This is a genomic window from Winogradskyella sp. (assembly GCF_025210595.1).
Classification (GTDB): domain Bacteria; phylum Bacteroidota; class Bacteroidia; order Flavobacteriales; family Flavobacteriaceae; genus Winogradskyella.
Genome location: NZ_JAOARH010000044.1, coordinates 1 through 20,969 on the forward strand (window position 1 = coordinate 1; position 20,969 = coordinate 20,969).

At 31.4% G+C, this 20,969-nt stretch carries 17 protein-coding genes; 7 read left to right on the forward strand and 10 right to left on the reverse strand.

Annotated elements, in window-relative coordinates; genetic code table 11:
- The first annotated feature begins 162 nt into the window (after positions 1 to 162).
- The 4 genes from N4A42_RS04530 to N4A42_RS04545 are packed head-to-tail and all read left to right on the forward strand — an operon-like array spanning position 163 to position 6,085.
- Positions 163 to 2,016: a DNA topoisomerase IV subunit B gene (locus N4A42_RS04530; protein WP_294070507.1), complete on the forward strand. Its 1,854-nt coding sequence runs from the start codon at positions 163 to 165 to the stop codon at positions 2,014 to 2,016.
- 7 nt (positions 2,017 to 2,023) lie between these two features.
- Entirely contained in the window at positions 2,024 to 2,890 is an 867-nt protein-coding gene (locus N4A42_RS04535) for a hypothetical protein (RefSeq protein ID WP_294070510.1), read from the forward strand.
- Between the two features lie 39 nt (positions 2,891 to 2,929).
- Positions 2,930 to 3,400, forward strand: coding sequence for a hypothetical protein (locus N4A42_RS04540; protein WP_294070514.1), 471 nt, complete (start codon positions 2,930 to 2,932; stop codon positions 3,398 to 3,400).
- Positions 3,401 to 6,085 (forward strand): DNA gyrase/topoisomerase IV subunit A, encoded by a 2,685-nt coding sequence (locus N4A42_RS04545; protein ID WP_294070517.1) that lies wholly within the window; start codon positions 3,401 to 3,403, stop codon positions 6,083 to 6,085.
- Here the strand turns inward: N4A42_RS04545 and N4A42_RS04550 are convergent.
- The 5 genes from N4A42_RS04550 to N4A42_RS04570 form a co-directional block, all read right to left on the reverse strand.
- Positions 6,082 to 7,029 carry a hypothetical protein gene (locus tag N4A42_RS04550; protein WP_294070520.1) on the reverse strand — a complete coding sequence of 316 codons (948 nt, stop codon included), beginning with the start codon at positions 7,027 to 7,029 and terminating at the stop codon, positions 6,082 to 6,084. The genes N4A42_RS04545 and N4A42_RS04550 overlap by 4 nt on opposite strands.
- Before the next feature lie 2 nt (positions 7,030 to 7,031).
- Positions 7,032 to 8,435, reverse strand: a complete 1,404-nt coding sequence (locus N4A42_RS04555) for an MBOAT family O-acyltransferase (protein ID WP_294070523.1) — start codon at positions 8,433 to 8,435, stop codon at positions 7,032 to 7,034.
- 141 nt (positions 8,436 to 8,576) lie between these two features.
- On the reverse strand, positions 8,577 to 9,362 hold the full coding sequence (locus N4A42_RS04560) for a TerC family protein (RefSeq protein WP_294070527.1): 786 nt from the start codon (positions 9,360 to 9,362) through the stop codon (positions 8,577 to 8,579).
- Between the two features lie 5 nt (positions 9,363 to 9,367).
- Complete coding sequence (locus N4A42_RS04565; RefSeq protein WP_294070530.1) at positions 9,368 to 9,757, reverse strand: hypothetical protein; 390 nt, start codon at positions 9,755 to 9,757, stop codon at positions 9,368 to 9,370.
- Between the two features lie 39 nt (positions 9,758 to 9,796).
- Positions 9,797 to 10,162, reverse strand: coding sequence for a helix-turn-helix transcriptional regulator (locus tag N4A42_RS04570; RefSeq protein ID WP_294070533.1), 366 nt, complete (start codon positions 10,160 to 10,162; stop codon positions 9,797 to 9,799).
- Between the two features lie 303 nt (positions 10,163 to 10,465).
- On the opposite strand from N4A42_RS04570, the gene N4A42_RS04575 reads away from it, so the two are divergent.
- Both N4A42_RS04575 and N4A42_RS04580 read left to right on the forward strand, forming a co-directional pair.
- The gene (locus N4A42_RS04575) at positions 10,466 to 11,611 is read left to right on the forward strand and encodes a M14 metallopeptidase family protein (protein WP_294070536.1); all 1,146 of its coding nucleotides are present in this window, start codon (positions 10,466 to 10,468) and stop codon (positions 11,609 to 11,611) included.
- Positions 11,612 to 11,688: 77 nt separating this feature from the next.
- A complete protein-coding gene (locus N4A42_RS04580; protein WP_294070539.1) occupies positions 11,689 to 12,168 on the forward strand; it encodes a winged helix-turn-helix transcriptional regulator in 480 nt (159 codons plus the stop codon).
- A gap of 83 nt (positions 12,169 to 12,251) precedes the next feature.
- Here the strand turns inward: N4A42_RS04580 and aroB are convergent, their stop codons facing one another.
- A complete protein-coding gene (gene aroB, locus N4A42_RS04585; protein WP_294070542.1) occupies positions 12,252 to 13,322 on the reverse strand; it encodes a 3-dehydroquinate synthase in 1,071 nt (356 codons plus the stop codon).
- A gap of 99 nt (positions 13,323 to 13,421) precedes the next feature.
- Between aroB and N4A42_RS04590 the strand changes: the two genes are divergently transcribed.
- Positions 13,422 to 14,594: a proline dehydrogenase family protein gene (locus N4A42_RS04590; protein WP_294070545.1), complete on the forward strand. Its 1,173-nt coding sequence runs from the start codon at positions 13,422 to 13,424 to the stop codon at positions 14,592 to 14,594.
- A 60-nt stretch (positions 14,595 to 14,654) separates the two neighbouring features.
- Here N4A42_RS04590 and N4A42_RS04595 read toward each other — a convergent pair whose 3' ends face one another.
- Genes N4A42_RS04595 through N4A42_RS04610 form a run of 4 tightly spaced genes read right to left on the reverse strand, consistent with a single transcriptional unit; the run spans position 14,655 to position 20,874 of the window.
- Entirely contained in the window at positions 14,655 to 17,021 is a 2,367-nt protein-coding gene (locus tag N4A42_RS04595) for a polysaccharide biosynthesis tyrosine autokinase (protein WP_294070548.1), read from the reverse strand.
- A gap of 17 nt (positions 17,022 to 17,038) precedes the next feature.
- Positions 17,039 to 17,821: a polysaccharide biosynthesis/export family protein gene (locus N4A42_RS04600; protein ID WP_294070551.1), complete on the reverse strand. Its 783-nt coding sequence runs from the start codon at positions 17,819 to 17,821 to the stop codon at positions 17,039 to 17,041.
- Positions 17,822 to 17,857: 36 nt separating this feature from the next.
- On the reverse strand, positions 17,858 to 19,753 hold the full coding sequence (locus N4A42_RS04605) for a nucleoside-diphosphate sugar epimerase/dehydratase (protein WP_294070554.1): 1,896 nt from the start codon (positions 19,751 to 19,753) through the stop codon (positions 17,858 to 17,860).
- Positions 19,747 to 20,874: a DegT/DnrJ/EryC1/StrS family aminotransferase gene (locus tag N4A42_RS04610; protein WP_294070557.1), complete on the reverse strand. Its 1,128-nt coding sequence runs from the start codon at positions 20,872 to 20,874 to the stop codon at positions 19,747 to 19,749. The genes N4A42_RS04605 and N4A42_RS04610 overlap by 7 nt, the downstream gene beginning before the upstream one ends.
- Between the last annotated feature and the right edge of the window lie 95 nt (positions 20,875 to 20,969).

A 20,969-nucleotide genomic window follows, 5' to 3' on the forward strand; every position in this document is an offset into this window, starting at 1 on the left:
AAAATGATTGGAGAAGAACGCGAAATTGTTGTGAAATGAGTTGGTTTTAATGTTCTCAACAATAACAATAGTTTATTGTTAATTAATTTACTAAAACCGTATTTCTTTTTTTAAGCTATAGTAGTATATTAGCGTTCTATCTAAATTTTTGTCCTAATTTATATGGCGCAGCAGTCTAACTATACCGAAGAAAATATACGTTCACTCGATTGGAAAGAACATATCCGAATGCGACCTGGTATGTATATCGGAAAATTAGGTGATGGTTCTTCGCCAGATGATGGTATATATATTCTTCTTAAGGAAGTTCTTGATAACTCTATTGATGAGTTTGTTATGGGAGCTGGTAAGACCATTGAAATCTCAATTCAAGGAGAGCGTGTTACGGTTAGAGATTATGGTCGTGGTATTCCGCTTGGTAAAGTTGTAGATGTAGTGTCTAAAATGAATACTGGTGGAAAGTACGATACCAAAGCTTTTAAAAAATCTGTAGGTCTTAATGGTGTTGGTACAAAAGCGGTAAATGCATTATCAACCTACTTTAGGGTAGAGTCTACTAGAGATAGTAAATCGGCTTCGGCAGAATTTGAGCAAGGTACGCTTACCAATAAAGAAATGCTTGAGGAAACATCGCGAAGAAAAGGAACTAAAGTGTCTTTTATTCCAGATAAATCTATCTTTAAAAACTACAAATACCGAAGCGAGTATGTTGTAAAAATGTTGAAAAACTATGTGTATCTCAATCCAGGATTAACTATAGTTTTTAACGGAGAAAAGTACTATTCTGAAAATGGGCTTAAAGATTTACTATCTGAAAACATTACTGAATCTGATTTGTTATATCCAATAATTCATCTTAGAGGTGATGATATTGAAGTGGCAATAACGCACAGTAAAACGCAGTATAGTGAAGAGTATCACTCTTTTGTAAATGGACAAAACACTACACAAGGTGGAACGCATTTATCGGCTTTTAGAGAAGCTATAGTAAAAACCATAAGAGAATTTTACGGCAAAAGTTATGATGCGTCAGATATTAGAAAATCTGTAGTTGCTGCTATTGCCATTAAAGTTATGGAACCTGTTTTTGAGAGTCAGACCAAAACAAAATTAGGTTCAACAGATATGGGAGGAGATTTACCAACGGTAAGAACCTACATTAATGATTTTGTAAAACGATTTTTAGATAATTTTTTACATAAAAATCCAGATACTGCCGAGAAAATACAACGCAAGATTCTTCAGGCAGAACGCGAAAGAAAAGAACTTTCAGGCATACGAAAACTAGCTAAGGAGCGCGCTAAAAAAGCTAATCTTCACAATAAAAAGTTACGCGATTGTCGTATTCATTTTGGTGATACAAAAAAGGATGGCTATTTAGATACCACTTTGTTTATTACTGAGGGTGATTCGGCATCTGGTAGTATTACAAAGTCCAGAAATGTAAATACACAAGCCGTTTTTAGTTTAAAAGGGAAACCTTTGAATTCTTATGGGTTAAGTAAAAAGATTGTTTATGAAAATGAAGAATTCAATCTATTACAAGCTGCTTTAAATATTGAAGAATCTATTGAGGATTTAAGATATAACAACATTGTTATAGCAACCGATGCTGATGTTGATGGTATGCATATTAGATTGTTGTTAATTACGTTCTTTTTGCAATTCTTTCCTGAAGTAATTAAAGAAGGGCATTTGTATATCTTACAGACACCATTGTTTAGAGTGAGAAATAAAAAAGAAACAATTTATTGCTATTCAGATGAAGAACGTAAAAGTGCTATTAATAAACTGAAACCAAAACCAGAAATCACACGATTTAAAGGTTTGGGTGAAATTTCTCCAGATGAGTTTAAGCATTTTATAGGTGATGATATCCGTTTAGATCCTGTAATGTTAGATAAAGACATGTCTATTGAAGAGTTGTTGTCTTTCTATATGGGAAAAAACACACCTTCTCGTCAAGAATTTATTATAGAAAACTTAAAAGTAGAATTAGATATTGTTGAGGAATAATTTTTATATGACACGATTAATTATTGTCTTGGTATTTATTTTATTTCCTTGTGTAATGTTTTCGCAATATGAAAAGTTAGCATCAGACTCTGTGTCTATTGATAACATTGAGAATGCTAAAGATTTTATAACAGATATTTATAAGAGTAAAGTTAAACCTAAATTATCGAGTAAAGAAGCAACTGTCTATTTTAAGAAAATATATAAAGAAACCGATATTGTTAAGATTGCTAAAAGATTTGATGAGTATTATGGTGAGGTTGTTTCGATTGATTTTAAGGAGGTTCTTATTGATAATGACATAAAATGGTTACGATTTAAAGTAGCTCGTAGTGAAGCTGATCGACTTTTTGAAATACGAGTTGGGCTTAATGAAAAAGGCAAATATGTTAGCCTTGCTAATAAACGTTTTTGGAGTGATGAATTTTTTGGTTTTAATGAAACACCACCTTTAAAGAATATAGATACCTCTAATATAGAGTTAAGTTTAAAAAAACACAACTATCAATTTGCGTATCAGTCTTATAAGAAATGCCATAAAGATTCTTTGTTTAAAGTAAATGAAACCAATACGGTTTTAAGAGCTTTAAAGTCTAACTTTAATGAACGTCAATTAAAAGAATGTGATTCTATAAAGGGAAAGAATGGTAATCTAGAAGATATGATTTTTCAACAGGTTTTATCAGATAGTATTTTCACAAAAGTTTATAGGTATAAAGCATTTTTTGGTGATTTAAAGAAACCATCAGAAATTAGAATTTACACAAATTTAAAAGATAAGTATAAAGGTGTATTTGTAATAGATGTTTGGTATGATAAATATTATAATTTTAAAAGAGCTATTGAGAAATCAAGAAATTTATTAGGGAACTAAATTTTGTTTTTATATTAATGAACAATAGAGAGAAAACATATGAGAACAGATAACCGAAACATTAAAAATACTGTAGTTTCTATTTATTTTATACTCATTGTGTTTGGTTTGCTATTAGCAACAGTATTTAAATCTTTAGAATTTGTAGATAGTACATTTTTTATTTTTATGGGTTTGTTTGTTGTGTTGGTGTTGTTTCATTCTATAGCAGGTTATTTTGAATATGATAGTGATGGTGCTAAAATTGTAATACTCAATAAAGGACTTATTCTAACAGAATATATCAATTACAGAGAAAATAAGATTGAATTTTCTAGAAACCAACTTATTGGTTATAAAATAAATGATTACATTCTCTATAAGTCTTTAGTCGTGTTGATTAAGACTTATGAAGGGAAACAAGTAAAAGGATGCTTTAATGTTACACTTCTTAAAAGAAAGAAGATGAAATATGTAAAGCAGTCCTTAAAAAAAACACTAAAAGAAAACATAAAGCGAAAACAAGGATAGATGGTAGAAGAAAGTGATGAGTTGCTAAATGAAGACAATGGTAGTCAGGAGACGATTACCAAGGTTACCGGAATGTATAAAGACTGGTTCTTAGATTATGCCTCTTATGTAATCTTAGAACGTGCAGTGCCAGCTATTGAAGATGGTTTTAAACCTGTGCAGCGTCGTATTATGCACTCTATGAAAGACTTAGATGATGGTCGTTATAACAAGGTTGCTAATATAGTAGGCCATACCATGCAATATCATCCACATGGAGATGCAAGTATAGCAGATGCTATGGTGCAAATAGGTCAGAAAGACTTATTGATAGATACTCAAGGAAACTGGGGAAATATACTTACAGGAGATCGTGCAGCTGCATCTCGTTATATTGAAGCGCGTTTATCTAAATTCGCTTTAGATGTAGTTTATAATCCTAAAATAACGGAATGGCAAGCTTCTTATGATGGTAGGCGTAAAGAGCCAATTAATTTACCAGTAATGTTTCCGCTGCTTTTGGCGCAAGGCGGTGAAGGTATTGCGGTAGGACTTTCAACTAAAATATTACCTCATAATTTTATAGAGCTTATAGATGCTTCCGTAAAGCATTTAAAAGGCAAACGATTTACAATATTGCCAGATTTTCCAACTGCTGGTATTGCTGATATATCTAATTATAATGATGGCATGCGTGGTGGAAAGGTACGTGTACGTGCAAAAATTTCGCAACGCGACAAAAATGCACTTGTAATTACTGAGATTCCTTTTGGTACTACAACATCTTCTTTGATAGATTCTATCTTAAAAGCGAATGATAAAGGGAAAATTAAAATCAAGCGCATAGAGGATAATACAGCGGCTGAAGTAGAGATTTTAATTCATTTACCATCAGGTTTATCTCCAGATAAAACTATTGATGCGTTATATGCATTCACAAATTGTGAAACGTCTATTTCTCCATTGGGTTGTGTTATTGAGGATAACAAACCATTTTTTGTTGGTGTCTCAGAGATGTTGCGTCGTTCAACAGATAATACGGTTCAGCTTTTAAAGCAGGAGCTCGAAATTAAACTCGGAGAGTTTGAAGAGCAATGGCATTTTGCTTCGCTTGAGCGTATTTTTATAGAGAATAGAATCTATCGCGATATTGAAGAAGAAGAAACTTGGGAAGGAGTTATAAGTGCAATAGATAAAGGGCTTGCTCCTCATGTTAAGCATTTAAAGCGAAAAGTAACCGAAGAAGATATTGTTCGTTTAACCGAAATTAGAATCAAGCGTATTTCTAAATTCGATATAGATAAAGCACAGCAAAAGATTGATGCCTTAGAAGATCAGATCGCTGAGGTTAAACATCATTTAGCAAATCTTATAGAATATGCAGTTGCATATTTTGAAAGATTAAAGAAAGATTATGGGGAAGGAAAGGAGCGTAAAACCGAATTACGAGTTTTTGAAGACGTAGATGCTACAAAAGTGGTGATAAGAAACACTAAACTTTATGTAAATAGAGATGAAGGATTTATAGGAACATCGCTAAGACGTGATGAATATGTATGTGATTGTAGTGATATAGATGATATTATTGTTTTTACCAAAGACGGTAAGATGATGGTAACCAGAGTAGATTCTAAAACCTTTGTTGGTAAAAATATCATTCATGTTGCGGTATTTAAGAAAAAAGATAAGCGCACCATTTATAATATGATTTATCGCGATGGTAAAGGAGGTCCTTCCTATGTTAAGCGTTTTGCTGTAACGAGTATAACCAGAGACAGAGAGTACGATTTAACTAATGGAAACAAGAGCTCTTCGATGTGGTATTTCTCAGCGAATCCAAATGGAGAAGCAGAAGTCGTTACAGTTATGTTGCGACAAGTGGGAAGTATTAAGAAATTGAAATGGGACTTAGATTTTGCAGATATTCTCATCAAAGGAAGGTCTTCAAAAGGAAACCTGGTTACTAAGTATTCTATAAAGCGTATAGAGCTTAAGGAAAAAGGTGTTTCTACATTAAAACCTCGCAAAATATGGTTTGATGAGGCTGTACAACGTCTTAATGTTGATGAACGTGGTGAATTAATTGGTGAATTTAGAGGTGAAGATCGTTTGCTGGTAATTACACAATCAGGAATTGTAAAAACGCTTATGCCAGAATTGACGATTCATTTTGATAGTGATATGATAGTTTTAGAAAAATGGGTGCCTAAAAAACCTATTTCGGCTATTTACTATGATGGAGAAAAAGAACGTTATTATGTAAAACGTTTTTTAATTGAGCATGAAGGAAAAGAGGAAACTTTTATATCAAGTCATGCTAATTCTCAATTAGAGATTGTGTCTACAGATTGGAGGCCAATGGCAGAAGTAGAATTCACAAAAGAGAGAGGTAAAGATCGTAAACCTAACATGGAGGTTGATCTTGAACAATTCATTGCGGTAAAAGGTATTAATGCTCTTGGAAATCAATTGACTAAAGAAAAAATAAATCAAATTAATTTATTAAATCCGTTGCCGTTTGAAGCGCCCGAAGAAGTGCATGCAGATGAGCTAGAAGTTGTGGGTGAAGAAACGGTTTCTGTAGATTTAGAGGTTAATAAAAATACTGAAGAATCAGAGAAGTCTAGCGAAAATTCATCTTGTAATAATGAAGGAAATGGTGGTGATTTAGATGTTGATGATTCTGGTCAGGTAACTTTATTTTAGTTGAAATAATTTTTTAGTTCTTTTTGTAAAAATTCTGAAAATACTTTTGCTCCTTTTTCAGAGAGGTGAGTTTTATCTTTCCAATAAGAAGAGTTATTGATCTTGTTTTCTTTGTAGAGATTCGTATAATCTATGTAAGTAAGGCCTAATTGTTTCATTATATCATTTAAAACTTTATTATCTCCTTCGCAAGGATCATTGTATGATGGTGAAGTGATAAAAATAAAGGTCTTATTTTTAGAGTTTTCAATGTATGATTTTATGGTTCTTAGGTATTCTAAAGCAATAGTGTTTACTTGATAATTATTTAAGCAATTGACAGAGTTGTCTTTCAATAATAGGGCATCTCGCATAGATTTTTGAGATTCACTTACTTTTATTGGATCGTAGCCATTGTAAGTTTTGTAATTATAACTTGGCTTAAAGTAATTTTTTAGGATACCTATGGCGTTTCCGTTATAATTAATGCTGTAGTAAAAGTGTTGTATTGGTGATATTTGCTTAGATTTATTTAATGCTTTAGTGATATTTTCATTTCTATTAAATTTAGTTTTTAATCCTCTAATATCAGATCCTTCATAAGAATTGTCAAAAAAATTCTTAGTATCTATATGTACTAAGATTAACTGTGGTTTATTTTTGTTAAGTGTGTTTATAAGTGTGCTGCTATAGGCTATCCCTGTGCCATCTACTCCCATATTATAGCCCTTGGTGCTAAATAAGTCCATGTCGATATGGTGATTAGCTCTAGAATTACCAAATACTAAAAAATTAGTCGAATCTTTAATTGCAAGAAACTGGTTTAGCTTACCTATAGATTGTCCTGTCATTACTTTATCGCTAATTGTATTTAGCCCAAGGAATACAATTTTATCAATAGTAAAACTTATCACTACAGTAAGTAATATAATTTTTAGGATATTTTTTAGTGTTTTTGAATTCATACCTAAAATTGAAAATAAATAAAGTTTTCAGCAGTTGAATAGAATAAGCAAAGTAATATTATAATTACCGAGGCTATAATTGAAAGGTGTGTGACGCTAAGCTTAGTGCCATAATCTTCAAGAGGTACATTAGATTTAAAAATCTTTAAATCTATTAAAAGACCTAATGACATTAAAAAAAGGGCATTAACAAAGGCATTTGAGTCTCCAATAAATAATAACCCAAAATCCAAGGTAAACCATTTGCTTATTATAGACCAAGCAGAATCAAAATCTACTGCTCTAAAAAAGACCCAGGCGATTAATACCACAATAAACGTGTATATATATCCAAAAGCATTAAAGGTTTTTATTTTAAGTGTAGAAAAGGTGTATTTTTCCATGCTTAGAAATAGCCCATGAATACCACCCCAAATCACGAAATTCCAAGAACTACCGTGCCATAAACCACCAAGCAACATAGTCAATATAAGGTTTCTATAAGTAATAACAATGCCTTTTCTGTTTCCGCCTAAGGAAATATATAAATAGTCTCTTAGCCAGAATGATAAAGACATGTGCCATCGTCTCCAAAATTCAGTTAGTGTTTTGGAAAAGTATGGAAAATTAAAGTTTCGATTAAAATTAAAGCCAAATAATTTGGCACTTCCTATCGCTATATCAGAATACCCAGAGAAATCAAAATAGATTTGAAATGCATAAAAAATAGTTGCTAAAAGTAGTGTGGATCCATTATGTATATCTTGATTGGCATATACAGAATCTACATATACACCAAGATTATCTGCAATTGCTATTTTTCTAAATAAACCAATGAATATTTGAAAAACACCTGTTTTTAATAAGATAGTATCTAGTGAACGTTTTTTTTCTATTTGAGGTATTAGGTTTGAAGCTCTTTCGATTGGGCCTGCAACCAGTTGAGGAAATAAGCTTACAAAAGTGAAAAAAGCGACAATATCTTTGCAGGGTTTTATTTTTTTTCTGTAGATATCTATACTGTAACTTAGTGTTTGGAAGGTATAGAAGCTAATACCAACAGGTAAAATAATATTTAGTGTTAAGTCATTAACTTCCCAACCTATAGCAGACATTGTACTAGCAAAAGAGTCTGCAAAGAAATTATAGTATTTAAAAACAGCTAATAGCCCAAGGTTAGAGCATAGGCTTATCAGTAGCCATTTTTTCTTATTTTTTTGTTCTGCTTCAATTTTTTGACCTACATAATAATCTAAGAAGGAGCTAAAAACAATTAAAGATAAAAATCTATAATCCCACCAACCATAAAACACATAACTCGCTATAAGCAGTAGTACATTTTGGTTCTTGTAATTAGATTTTAGTAGCCAATATAAAATGAAGACTATAGGTAGAAAAATAAGATATTCAATCGAGTTAAAAAGCATTAACTGAGAGTTTTATAGATTTGGGTTCTTGAAAACAAACTTATTAAAGTTTTCGAAATATAGAAAAACCGATTTCCTTAGCATAAAAACGCTCAAAATTTTAGCTAAGTGGATTGAAAATAACGTTCTATGGCTTTTATATTACTTCTTTTTAGCAGTTTTAAAGTTTAAGAATTCTACAAAAAGCGAAAATGCAATTGCAAAATATAAATACCCTTTTGGTATAGCTCCAACCGATTTTCCGAAAAATTCTGTGTGCGATAGGTGAGCAGCTTCAGTAATTAACATGAAACCAATAAGGATTAAAAAAGCCAAGCCTAAAATCTGCATACTTGGATTGCGGTCTATAAATTTACGAATAGGATTTGCAAAACCTATCATAACAATAATAGATATTACTACCGCAATAATCATTAAAACCAATGTGTAGTTGGTGTTTGGGTGAAGACCATTGGTCATACCAACAGCGGTTAATATAGAATCTACAGAGAAAATAAAGTCAATAATCAGGATTTGAGTTATAGCTTGTGACAGCGATTTTATAACTTTAGACTTCATGCCATCTTCATCGTGTTTTGGGTCTTCTACTTTTTCTCTAATTTCAGAAGTACTTTTGTAAATAAGAAATAAGCCACCTGCAAAGAGAATAATAGCTTGCCAGCTTAATGCTATATTAAACCAATCTGATTTATACGTGTAAAAAGGTTCACTTAAGCCAATGAGGAATGAAACAAAAAATAGTAAAATAACACGTTGCACCATGGCAAGAATCAAACCAATGTTGGTTGCCTTGTTTCTCTGATGCTCGGGTAATTTGTTTGCTGCTATTGATATAAAAACAATATTATCTATACCAAGAATAATCTCTAAAAAGGTTAGCGTTAATAGCGCCATTATAGCATCAGAGGTGAATAAAAAATCAAGCATAGTAACTAATTAATTCTGTAAGCAATTCCTTTTTCTACACGTAATGGTCTGTTAGGTTTCTTTACGGCTAGTTTATATTCAAATGAGTATGAAGATGTGCCATCTGTAGATAAAATTTTCATGTGAATAGCTTCTTTTTCAGAATTGCTTGTAGGATTCAATTTTTTAAGAATGAATTCACAATCATTGATCCAACGCACACTAGAAGAATCAACCTTGCCTTCATAATAATCTATGTTGTGTGTTTCTGTTCTAACAAATCGGCCAGTTTTTTTTTCACCATTAATGGTGTATTCAAATTCAAATTCACCAGTCTTAAAATCATTGCAGTTGCGTTCAATCTCGTAACAGCTTGTTAACAGTAGTAATACGCCTAGGAAAAGAAAGTTCTTCATTCTCTTAATTTGTGCAAAGATAACTTAGTAAAATTAAATTTAAGGCTTGTAGCTTTTAAAAGTACCATCTTTATAGAAGATGACTATTTTTTCAATTTCAGATTCTTTGTTTGGCTTCTGTGTTGGAGGGTTTTTTGGGAATTCAATTTTTGGAGTGACTACCTGATGAGATTTTTTTGTGTTAGGAAAACTTCCTTTGCCTTTTAGTAACCAATATAATTCTACATCAGGATAGGAGTGGAGAATCTTCATAACAAAATCTAAACTAGGCTTATTTCTACCAGATAGAATATGTGAAATACTAGAGCGTTGCACACCAATTTTTTCTGCAAAACTAGATGCGGTTTCGTCGTAGAAATCGAGGATTTTTTGGAGTCTAGCGGTAAATTCAGGAGTGTTTATCATTGTAAACAGTTTAAATAAAATAACGAAGATACAAATGTAAACATAAGAGGTTTAATACACAACATCTTCTTTAATATTGGTTATTTTAAATTAAAGTGAAACTTTGATTAAGAGATTTAAAATGTTGATTTATTGCGCTTTATTGTTTTGAATAAATATTACATGAATTAAGCAGCTTCTATTGTAAGATGTAGTGTTTTGTCTAAACGAAGTGTGTTTATAATTGTAACAAATAACAAATAATAATTAGTTTACAATTGTAAATAATCAAATAGTTACATTTGTAACACTTAATTGTTTCAAATGAAAATTGAACATCTTAATAGTTTATATACTTTAGTTAAATCATCTGAATTATTTGGACGATATATTACCAATTCTGATATTGAATTATGTCTTAAAAAATTTCCAGAGTCGTTAGTTAATGTGGTTGGTTATTCTGTAGAGAAAAGACCAATTTATAGTGTGCAATTTGGTAAAGGACCAAAAAGAGTGTTGTTATGGTCTCAGATGCATGGTAATGAATCTACAACGACTAAAGCTTTGTTTGATTGTTTTAATCTCTTTTTGACTAATAATGCTATCCCTAATGCTATTTTAGAATCTTGTACTTTGTTAGTTATTCCAATTCTAAATCCCGATGGTGCTGAACATTATACACGTTTAAATGCGAATGAAGTTGATTTAAACAGAGATGCACAAGACCTTTCTCAGCCAGAAAGCAAAGCACTAAGACAGGTATTTGATGATTTTAAGCCAGATTTTTGTTTTAATCTTCATGGTCAGCGTACGATCTATAATGTTGGTACTGCTAATGTGTCTTCTATATTATCGTTTTTGTCACCTGCTCAAAACAAGGAGCGTTCTTTAACACCAAATAGAAGGGTTGGAATGCATATTATATCTAAGATTAACGAAATGTTGCAATGTGTTATTTCAGGTGCTGTAGCGCGCTATGATGATGGTTTTAATCTTAATTGCGTTGGTGATACATTTCAGAAATTAGGTATTCCAACTATATTATTTGAAGCAGGGCATTATCCAGATGATTATAATAGGGAAGAGGTGGGGTATCTGGTTTTTTTATCTATTCTTAAAGGTTTAGAGGTTATTTCAGAAGGTATTACAGAAACTAAACATGAAGATTATTTTGCAATACCAGATAATAATAAGCTGTTTTATGACATTATTATAAGAAATGCTCGTTTATCAGTTGATTCTAATGAGGTAATCGATTTGGGCATTTTATATACTGAACAATTAAATAATAGAAAGATTGAATTTATTCCGAAAATAGAAGCTATTTCAAAATTAGACGATTTTTTTGGGCATAAAGAAATGGATGTTAATGGACAATTGGTGCTAGGTGAAGAGGGTATGGAAATTGTAGTTGGCAACGAAATCGATTTCGTTTGTATTAATAATGAAAAAATCGCATTAAAACCTTAAAAAAACTCTTTTTAAATGCGTATTTGATAACGAAAAACATTTATTTTTGCATAAAATTTAATGATTATACATATAAAATGGCGAAATTTAAATTAGACGAAGTAGATCACCAGATACTAGATATGCTTATTGATAATACACGTATTCCTTTTACAGATATAGCAAAAAAACTATTAATATCTGCAGGAACAGTTCATGTACGTGTAAAGAAAATGGAAGAAGCAGGAATTATAAGAGGATCTTCATTAACTTTAGATTATAAAAAACTGGGTTATTCTTTTATAGCATATGTTGGTGTTTTTCTTCAAAATACTTCACAAACAAAGTTTGTCTTAGAGCGTATAGATAGTATACCTTATGTAACAGTAGCTCATATCACCACAGGAAAGTTTAATATTTTTTGTAAAATACGTGCTAAGGATACAATGCATGCCAAAGAGATTATTTTTAGTATAGATGATATAGATGGTGTTTATAGAACTGAAACTATGATATCTTTAGAAGAAAGTATTAATGATAAAAAACGATTAATGCATACTATATTTAACGAACTTTAGAAAAATTGTTCGTAAAAGAAAAGCCCTTAGCTAAACAACTAAGGGCTTTTCTTTTTTTAACCACTCTAAATTAAATATTTCTATTAAGAGTTATAGTATTTAAAAGCTTCTAAAATAAGGTCATTTTCTACTTCGCAGTTAATTTTGGGTTTTGCTATAGCTTCTAATAATACAAATTTAACCTTACCATGACTGTTCTTTTTGTCGTGTTTAAGTAAGTTGAAAATTATTTTCTGATCGTTTTCTGTAATGTTAACTTTAGAAAATGTTTTTAGTATACCTTTTTCAATCTCTTCAAACTCATTGTTAGATAAACCAACAGATTTATTAGAAATATAAGCTTCTAATAACATGCCAATTGCAATAGCTTCACCATGCAATAAGGGAGTTTTATCAGCATTGCTTAAAAAACAACTTTCTATAGCGTGGCCTAAAGTATGTCCAAAATTCAAAACCTTTCTTATTCCTTGTTCTTTAGGATCTTGAGAAACAATTGTGTTCTTAATAACGACAGAATCGTATATCATATCGTTTAATTCTGAAATGTCTAAGTTTTCAAAATTTATTAAGTTGTTCCAATAGTTTTTATCGTAAATTAAACCATGTTTTAGCATTTCTGCATAACCAGAAACCATATGATTTGAAGGAAGTGTTTCTAAGAAAGAGGTGTCTATTAAAACCATGCTTCCTTCGTTTGTAATGCCAATTTGATTTTTTAATACTCCAAGATCAACACCTGTTTTTCCGCCAACAGAGGCATCTACCATAGCTAGCAAAGTGGTTGGAACATTAATATAGTCCATGCCACGCATGTAGGTACTAGCAACAAATCCGCCTAAGTCAGTTACAACTCCACCACCTAAATTTATCATTAGGCTTTTTCTGTCGGCATGATATTCTGATAAGGCTTCCCAAACACCAGTGCAAATATCTATAGTTTTATGGTCTTCGCCTTCTGGCATTTCCATAACTTCAATTATAATATCACCTGATTCTAGCTGAGCTAAAAAGTTGGGTAAGCAATACTCATGTGTGTTGGTGTCTACTAGAATAAATATTTTAGAAGGGTTTGAAGATTTTATATAAGCATTTAATTCTGAGTATACGTCTGAATTAAAATGTACTATGGCGTTTGTTGTCTTAATGGATTTCATTTTTTTGAATACCTCAATTAATTCGGTGAAAATACTCTCTTTTTTTAGAAAAGAATACGCTTAGGATTAAATATATTTGTAATTACATATTTTTAATCTATGGTACAACGATCACTTTTTGATAATACAGCTACAGCTTTTGCATTAAAGTCTGATTCTGAGCTGGAACGCGCTTATTTTTTGTTTAAAATGATATCATCTCAACCTTTGGTAAGGATCGGAACAGCGGCAACTAATTTTGCACTTAAGGCTAATTTGCCAGTAGAAGGCTTAATTCGTTCAACAGTCTTCGATCATTTTTGTGGAGGAGTCAATGAAGAAGATTCTTTGCCAGTAATAGATAAATTATATACAAAAGGAGTGAGTTCTGTTTTAGATTACTCGGTTGAAGGAAAAGAAGTAGAAGAGGAGTTTGATAATGCATTACAGAAAATATTAAAAATCATTGATTTTTGTGACGAAAAAGATGCGATGCCAATTGTGGTGTTTAAGCCTACAGGTTTTGGCAAGTTTTTATTATATCAAAAAAAGACTGAAGGTGTTGCGTTTAATGAGAAGGAACAAGAAGAATGGGATAGAATTGTCGCTAGATTTGATGCTGTATGTAAATTAGCTAAGGAAAAAGATGTTGTTGTATTAATAGATGCTGAAGAAAGTTGGATGCAAGATGCTGCAGATGATTTAGTAGAAGAAATGATGCGTTTATATAATAAAGAAAAAACGGTTGTTTATAATACACTTCAATGTTACCGTTGGGATCGATTAGAATATCTTAAAGAGCTTCATGAAAGAGGAAAAATAGATGGTTTTAATGTTGGTATGAAGATAGTTCGTGGTGCTTATATGGAAAAAGAGCGTGAAAGAGCTAAAGAAAAAGGGTATAAGTCTCCTATTTGTGTTAATAAAAAAGCTACTGATGATAATTTTGACAGCACCCTTATTTACATATTAGAGAATTTATCTAATATGTCTATATTTATTGGTACACATAATGAGGAAAGTTGTTATTTGGCAATGGAATTTATGGAAAATCACAATATCCAAAAGAATGATAATAATGTTTGGTTTGGACAGTTGTATGGTATGAGTGATCATATTAGTTATAACCTTGCTACCGAAGGCTATAATGTGGCTAAATATATTCCTTTTGGACCTGTTAAAGATGTAATGCCATATCTTATTAGGAGGGCTGAAGAGAATACTTCAGTAGCAGGGCAAACCAACAGAGAATTAGCATTGTTAAAAACAGAAAGAAAGAGGCGAAAAATGTAAAATGCCTTATCAGTAAATTTTAATAAGGCATTCTTAGGTAATTTTATAAGTTATTCTTTACTAAAAGAATTTAAACCATTTTTTCTTTTTGTTTGGGTTATTACCATAGCCATAACCATATCCATATCCTTTTTTACCAGGTTTAACACCGTTTAAAAGCATGGTCATGTTAGGTAAACGCTTTTCATCATAAAGAGCCTGAGATACATGAACAAGTCTTCTTTTATCTACGTTGTCTGCGCTAACAACATAAATGAATATGTCTGCAAGGTCAGATATTAAAAGCGTATCACTAACTAAGCCAACAGCAGATGTGTCTGCAACAATGTAATCGTACTTTTTTTCGAAGTGTTTAAAGAGATCTGTAACTCTATCGTTCATTAACAATTCTGATGGGTTTGGAGGAATTGTCCCTGAAGGAATAATATCTAAAAATTTATTTTCAGGATGTTTAACAATGATTTCTTCGGGTTTAATAGAAGAGTCAGCAATGAAGTCTGTAAGTCCTTTTCCAGATTTGTCTTTAACACCAAGGTAATTCAGTATTTTAGGTACACGAATATCCATCTCAATTAATAGAACAGATTTTTCTGAAAATGAGATTGATGATGCTAAATTTGTACTTGTATGTGATTTACCTTCTTGAGCTTTTGTAGAGGTTACAAAAAGCTTTTTTTGTTTGCCTTTTAAATCTTTTAATATAAAATCAATATTAGATCTAACAATTCTAAAAGCTTCAGCTTTAGGAGAGTAATCAACCTTTTTTATGAGTTTTTGTTTCTTTGGTGTTTTAGGGATGTCTCCTAAATAAGTAATTGGTAATAATTCAATCAAATCTGCTTTAGTATATATTTTTGTATCCACTAACTTTAAAATATAAATAAAACCTATGGGAATAAATAATCCAATTAAGAATGATGCTATATAGGTCATTTTTGAATTAGGTGAAACAGGTATAAAAGACGAATAAGCTTTTTCAATTACTTTAGCATTTGGAGTGTACATACCAAGTCTAATGGCAGATTCTTCTCGTTTTTCTAAGAGATATAAGTATAAAGATTCCTTAATATCTTGTTGTCTTTTTATGTCTTTAAATTGTCTTGCTTTTGTAGGAGCAGCATAAAGTTGTCCACGAATTCTTGAGTTTTCCTTATTTAAATTATTTAAGGTTAATTCAGAAGTTTGTTTCATGTTGCTTAATGAACGCTCAAGGTTAGATTTAAGCGCATTAATTTGGTCGTTAAGATTGATTACAACAGGGTTTTTATGGCTTGAGTTTTTTAGTATTCTATTGCGTTCTGCCACTAAATCATTATGACTTCGTATCATTTGAGCTGTTGAAGCATCTCCGATACCTACATCTGCAGGTAACATATCACTGCTTTTATCTTCTGCTTGAATTTCTTCTTGTAAAAAAGAAATTAATTGAATGTTTGTAGCAGTGTTGGCTATTTGTTGCTCTAGCTGTTTGTTTGTCTGCAGGTTAAGATCTGTCTGTGCGCCTAAAGATGTAATGTTTCTGCTTTTTTGAAGCTCTTCAGCGGTGTAATCTACTTGTTCTAATTCCTCAGAGACTTTTTCTAGTCTATCAGTAATAAAATCTGATGTTACTTTAACTACTTCTTCTTTGTCTTTAAGTACGTCGTTATTGTATTCATTAATAAGTTCATTTAAATAGTCAATTGCTCTCTGAGCAACTGTTTCTTTCAACTCTAAACTTATAACACTAGATCCTTTTTCTGTGAATATTTCGACATTATTAGAATAAGCACTAACTAATTTAGATATTGGAGTAATTAAAATTTTTAAATTACTACCTACAATAGGGGCATTTTTACCATCATTAGGTACTATATAGAAACCTCCATATTGCGTGTCTACTTTTTCACCAAAATCATACAGCTTACCTTCAGAATCCTCTCTGTTTTCGAATAAAGATTGTTCTTTGTCATTGAATAGTAAAAATTGCGTTGAAGATTTAATCTTTATATGCAGTATAGTTTTTACTTGGTCAATAATTGAGTCACTTTCAAAGAAATTTATTTTTATAGGGGCATTTTTGTAATATTCTTTTTCTTTTATCTTCCCATCTGCAAAATATCTAATGTTTAATTCTAAATTCTTGATAATATCCTCAGAAATTTCTCGGGATTTAATAACTTTAATTTCATCTTTGATTTTATCAGCACCACCAGAAAATAAACCACCACCTTGGATATCATCCAAACTGGGGAGTTTTTGTGATTGTTCCTCGTCTCTGATTTTAATAGTGGCGTTTGCTTTGTAAATGTAATCTGCATATCTGAGTTGTGTAAAACCAAGAATGATGGCTATAATTATACTTAGTAAAATCCATTTCCAATAGGAAAGAAATAATTCTAATGTTTGCTTTAATTCTATAGACGAGGATGATGTATTAGATTTCATAAATTACAATAACCTTCTTAATTTCTAACTAAAAATACAGCAATAATAGTTGTTAAGGTACCTATAGCAGAGATTAATACACTATTATTTTGATTGTATGACGACGCTCTGATTTTAGCATTATTTGGCTCAACATAGATAACATCATTTTGTTGGAGGTAGTATACGGGAGAATTTACGGTGTTAACTGAAGTTAAATCTATTTTTGCGAATTTCTTTTTTCCATTAATCTCTCGAATAAGCAAAACATTTTTTCGTTTACCGAAAATCGTTAAATCATTTGCCATACCCAATGCTTCTATGATAGTAATTCTTTCATCGGGAATTGTAAATGTGCCAGGGTTTTGAACTTCACCTAATATGGTAAAAGTGAAATTTGATAATCTAACATTTACAATAGGGTCTTTTGCGTATTCACTTATTTTCTCAGTTAGCAAATCTGTTAATTGAGTTCTAGTAAGTCCAGAAATCTTTAATGTTCCTAAAACAGGGAACTCTATATTGCCTTCATAATCTACTAAATAGGTTTGTTGTTGTAGGCCACCTTGAGCATTAAGAGGATTACTTAAATTACCACCTGATACTAAAGTTAGATTAAATGGAGCAACAGTTGCAGGATCAAGAGCGGAGACATTAATTGTAAGGATATCATCTGGTTTGTAAATTAATTCTTTTGGCTTTGATGTTAAAATGTCTTCTTGGAGGGGTTCGTCTTGAAAATAAACAATGTCTTTTCGAGATCCACATGAAGTCAAAATCACTAATGCTATTAATTGAATTATAAAGTTATGTGTTTTCATGGTTAATTTAAGGTATAGTTTATTGTATAATTTGGATTATTTTTTTGAATCTAAGACTTCATATGTTGAGTTATTAGATATGTATTCTGGTATTAAAGCTTTAATCGAAGATACAATTTCTAATGGTTGTGTTAGTGAATTTATACTTGTTAAAGTATTAATTTGCTTTTCTACAACATTAATATCAACATATCTAGATTTAGCAATCATTATTTTTTCGTGGTAAGTCTTTTTGGTGTTTTCTCCATCAGCTAATAATTCTTCATAAATCTTTTCACCAGGTCTTAAGCCAGTAATTTTAATATCTATATCTTCAGGATAACGTAAACCAGATAAGATAATCATGTTTTTTGCCAAGTTGAAAATCTTTATTGGTTCTCCCATATCAAACACAAATATTTCGCCTCCATTACCCATTGCTGCAGCTTCTAGTACAAGTTGACAAGCTTCTGGAATGGTCATAAAATAACGGGTTATGTCTTTGTGAGTTACAGTTAATGGACCTCCTTTTTCTATTTGTCTTTTAAATAAAGGAATAACTGATCCGTTAGAGCCTAAAACATTTCCAAATCTTGTGGTTATAAATTTAGTATGTCCTTTTCCTTTTAAGCAAGAAACATATAACTCTGCAATGCGCTTAGTTGCACCCATAACATTTGTAGGGTTAACAGCTTTGTCAGTAGATATTAAAACAAACTTATCAATACTATGTTTTATGGCTATATCTACAACATTTTTTGTGCCACCAATATTTACACTAACGGCTTCAAAAGGATTGTTTTCCATTAAAGGGACATGCTTGTATGCCGCTGCGTGGAAAACAATTTTGGGTTTATGTTGGTTAAAAATTTGGTCAATTCTTGTTCTGTTTCTTACGTCAGCAACTATAGCATTTATTTTAGTAAGGCCTTTTTGTCTAAATTCTTGCTGAATATCATATAGAGCAGACTCAGCATTATCAACTAATATTAGTTTTTTGTAATTGTAAAGACTTACTTTTCTACAAATTTCACTACCAATAGATCCTGCAGCTCCTGTAATTAAGATAACCTTGTTGTCATACTGCTCTTCTAAGTCTGGATTTTTAATTGTTATAGGTTCTCTTCCTAATAAATCTTCAATTTTAACCTCTTTAATTTGCCCAACGCTTAGGTCGCCATCAATCCAACTTTGTACAGGAGGTACTATTTTTACTTTTAACCCAAGATTAAATAAGCTTCCTGTTATTTGAAGTAATCTTGAAGGGTCAATATTTTGAATAGAAATGATGACATCTTCTACATAGTGCTTTTTTATAAATTCATCATTTATTTCAGAAAGGCTATAAACTTTAATTAAGTTTATTTTTTTTCCTATTTTTCTTTCGTCATCGTCTATGAAGCCAACTACTTCAAAGCCATTTTTAGTATCATTCTTTATGGCGTCATAAGTTAACATGCCAGAATTACCAGCACCAAAAATTAGAACATTGGCAGTTTTATTAACATCTTGGGTAATCTGGTTGTAGAGCGATTTAATAAATAATTTTGCACCAATTAAAAAGAGTATATTAAGTAAAAGGTGAATATAAATTATTGAACCAGAGATGTTAAAAATACTATCGTTGTCAAATAATTTTCTGCTTAAAAAAGTACAGCAAATCAATATGGTTGCAAGAATATTGGCGCCTATGATTACATTTACAATATCTTTAAAACCTGTAAACCTGACTACACCTTTGTATGTTCCAACCGCAATTAAGCTAATTGCTGCAACAATCATTACATAAGGAACTTGTCTAAGAAGGATTATAAAATCAAACTCTAGCTGAAAATTGAACCTAATTAGATAAGCTAAGAAAAACGCTGAGGCTACAACGAATATATCGAATAATAGTACCAGCCATTTTGAAGCATAACGTTGCGATATTTTATCTAAAAACTTATCTAACATACTGCAAAATACATATTTATAGCTGAAATTACTCTATCTAATTCCTCATTACTTAAATTTGATCCACTTGGTAAGCATAAACCTCTCTCAAAAAGTTCTGCTGAAACACCATTTAAATAGCTTGGTGCATCTTTAAAAATAGGTTGTTGGTGCATAGGTTTCCATAAAGGCCTAGACTCAATGTTTTCTTTTTCTAAAGCTAATCTTAATCCTTCTCTAGTTTCTTTGGAATCTAAAAGAATACAAGATAACCAACGGTTAGAAAAATGACCTTCAGGCTCTGGTAAAAATGTTATTTGTTCAAAGTTTTTAAAGGTGTTGAAATATAAATCGTGATTAGAGCGACGGTTTTTTACATGGCTGTCTAGTATCGTCATTTGTCCTCTACCTATACCAGCAACAATGTTAGACATTCTATAGTTATAACCAATATGAGTATGTTCGTAATGCGGTGCAGCGTCTCTAGCTTGAGTTGATAAGAACACGGCTTTTTGCTTTTGCTCAGGTGTTCTAGTTACCAAAGCACCACCACCAGAAGTGGTGATTATTTTATTACCATTAAAAGATAAAATAGATAAATCACCAAAAGTACCGCAATTTTGCCCTTTATAATGACTTCCTAAAGATTCGGCACTATCTTCAACAACAGGAATGCCATATCTCTTGGCAATAGAGTGAATTTCATCTGCTTTATAAGGCATTCCGTATAAGTGTACAGGAATGATTGCTTTAGGTTTTTTGCCTTTAGAGATCCTATCTTTTATTGCAATCTCTAATTGTTCTGGACACATGTTCCAGGTTTCTTTTTCACTATCAATAAAAATAGGAGTTGCTCCTTGATAAACTATTGGATTAGCTGAGGCTGAAAATGTTTTGCTTTGGCAAATTACTTCGTCTCCATAACCAACACCTAATAGTATAAGGCTTAAATGCAATGCAGAAGTACCAGATGCTAATGCAGCAACATGTATATCTTCATTAAGGTAAGATTGCAAATCATTTTCAAAACCATTAACATTAGGTCCTAGTGGTGCGACCCAATTGGTGTCAAAAGCTTCTTTTATGTAAGTTTGTTCGGCACCACTCATGTGTGGTGACGATAACCATATTTTAGGTTTCATAAGCAAAAATTGTTAAGTAATTGATTTACTATATCAATTTCATGTCTTAGAGGGATTTGGGACACGATTTAAAAATCGGTTTAAATATGCATTAA

What these genes read in the sequence shown, in the direction of transcription:
- N4A42_RS04530 (WP_294070507.1), top strand. Translation starts at nt 163, where the DNA reads ATGGCGCAGCAGTCTAACTATACCGAAGAAAATATACGTTCACTCGAT.
- N4A42_RS04535 (WP_294070510.1), top strand. Translation starts at nt 2,024, where the DNA reads ATGACACGATTAATTATTGTCTTGGTATTTATTTTATTTCCTTGTGTA.
- N4A42_RS04540 (WP_294070514.1), top strand. Translation starts at nt 2,930, where the DNA reads ATGAGAACAGATAACCGAAACATTAAAAATACTGTAGTTTCTATTTAT.
- N4A42_RS04545 (WP_294070517.1), top strand. Translation starts at nt 3,401, where the DNA reads ATGGTAGAAGAAAGTGATGAGTTGCTAAATGAAGACAATGGTAGTCAG.
- N4A42_RS04550 (WP_294070520.1), bottom strand. Translation starts at nt 7,029, where the DNA reads ATGAATTCAAAAACACTAAAAAATATCCTAAAAATTATATTACTTACT.
- N4A42_RS04555 (WP_294070523.1), bottom strand. Translation starts at nt 8,435, where the DNA reads ATGCTTTTTAACTCGATTGAATATCTTATTTTTCTACCTATAGTCTTC.
- N4A42_RS04560 (WP_294070527.1), bottom strand. Translation starts at nt 9,362, where the DNA reads ATGCTTGATTTTTTATTCACCTCTGATGCTATAATGGCGCTATTAACG.
- N4A42_RS04565 (WP_294070530.1), bottom strand. Translation starts at nt 9,757, where the DNA reads ATGAAGAACTTTCTTTTCCTAGGCGTATTACTACTGTTAACAAGCTGT.
- N4A42_RS04570 (WP_294070533.1), bottom strand. Translation starts at nt 10,162, where the DNA reads ATGATAAACACTCCTGAATTTACCGCTAGACTCCAAAAAATCCTCGAT.
- N4A42_RS04575 (WP_294070536.1), top strand. Translation starts at nt 10,466, where the DNA reads ATGAAAATTGAACATCTTAATAGTTTATATACTTTAGTTAAATCATCT.
- N4A42_RS04580 (WP_294070539.1), top strand. Translation starts at nt 11,689, where the DNA reads ATGGCGAAATTTAAATTAGACGAAGTAGATCACCAGATACTAGATATG.
- aroB (WP_294070542.1), bottom strand. Translation starts at nt 13,322, where the DNA reads ATGAAATCCATTAAGACAACAAACGCCATAGTACATTTTAATTCAGAC.
- N4A42_RS04590 (WP_294070545.1), top strand. Translation starts at nt 13,422, where the DNA reads ATGGTACAACGATCACTTTTTGATAATACAGCTACAGCTTTTGCATTA.
- N4A42_RS04595 (WP_294070548.1), bottom strand. Translation starts at nt 17,021, where the DNA reads ATGAAATCTAATACATCATCCTCGTCTATAGAATTAAAGCAAACATTA.
- N4A42_RS04600 (WP_294070551.1), bottom strand. Translation starts at nt 17,821, where the DNA reads ATGAAAACACATAACTTTATAATTCAATTAATAGCATTAGTGATTTTG.
- N4A42_RS04605 (WP_294070554.1), bottom strand. Translation starts at nt 19,753, where the DNA reads ATGTTAGATAAGTTTTTAGATAAAATATCGCAACGTTATGCTTCAAAA.
- N4A42_RS04610 (WP_294070557.1), bottom strand. Translation starts at nt 20,874, where the DNA reads ATGAAACCTAAAATATGGTTATCGTCACCACACATGAGTGGTGCCGAA.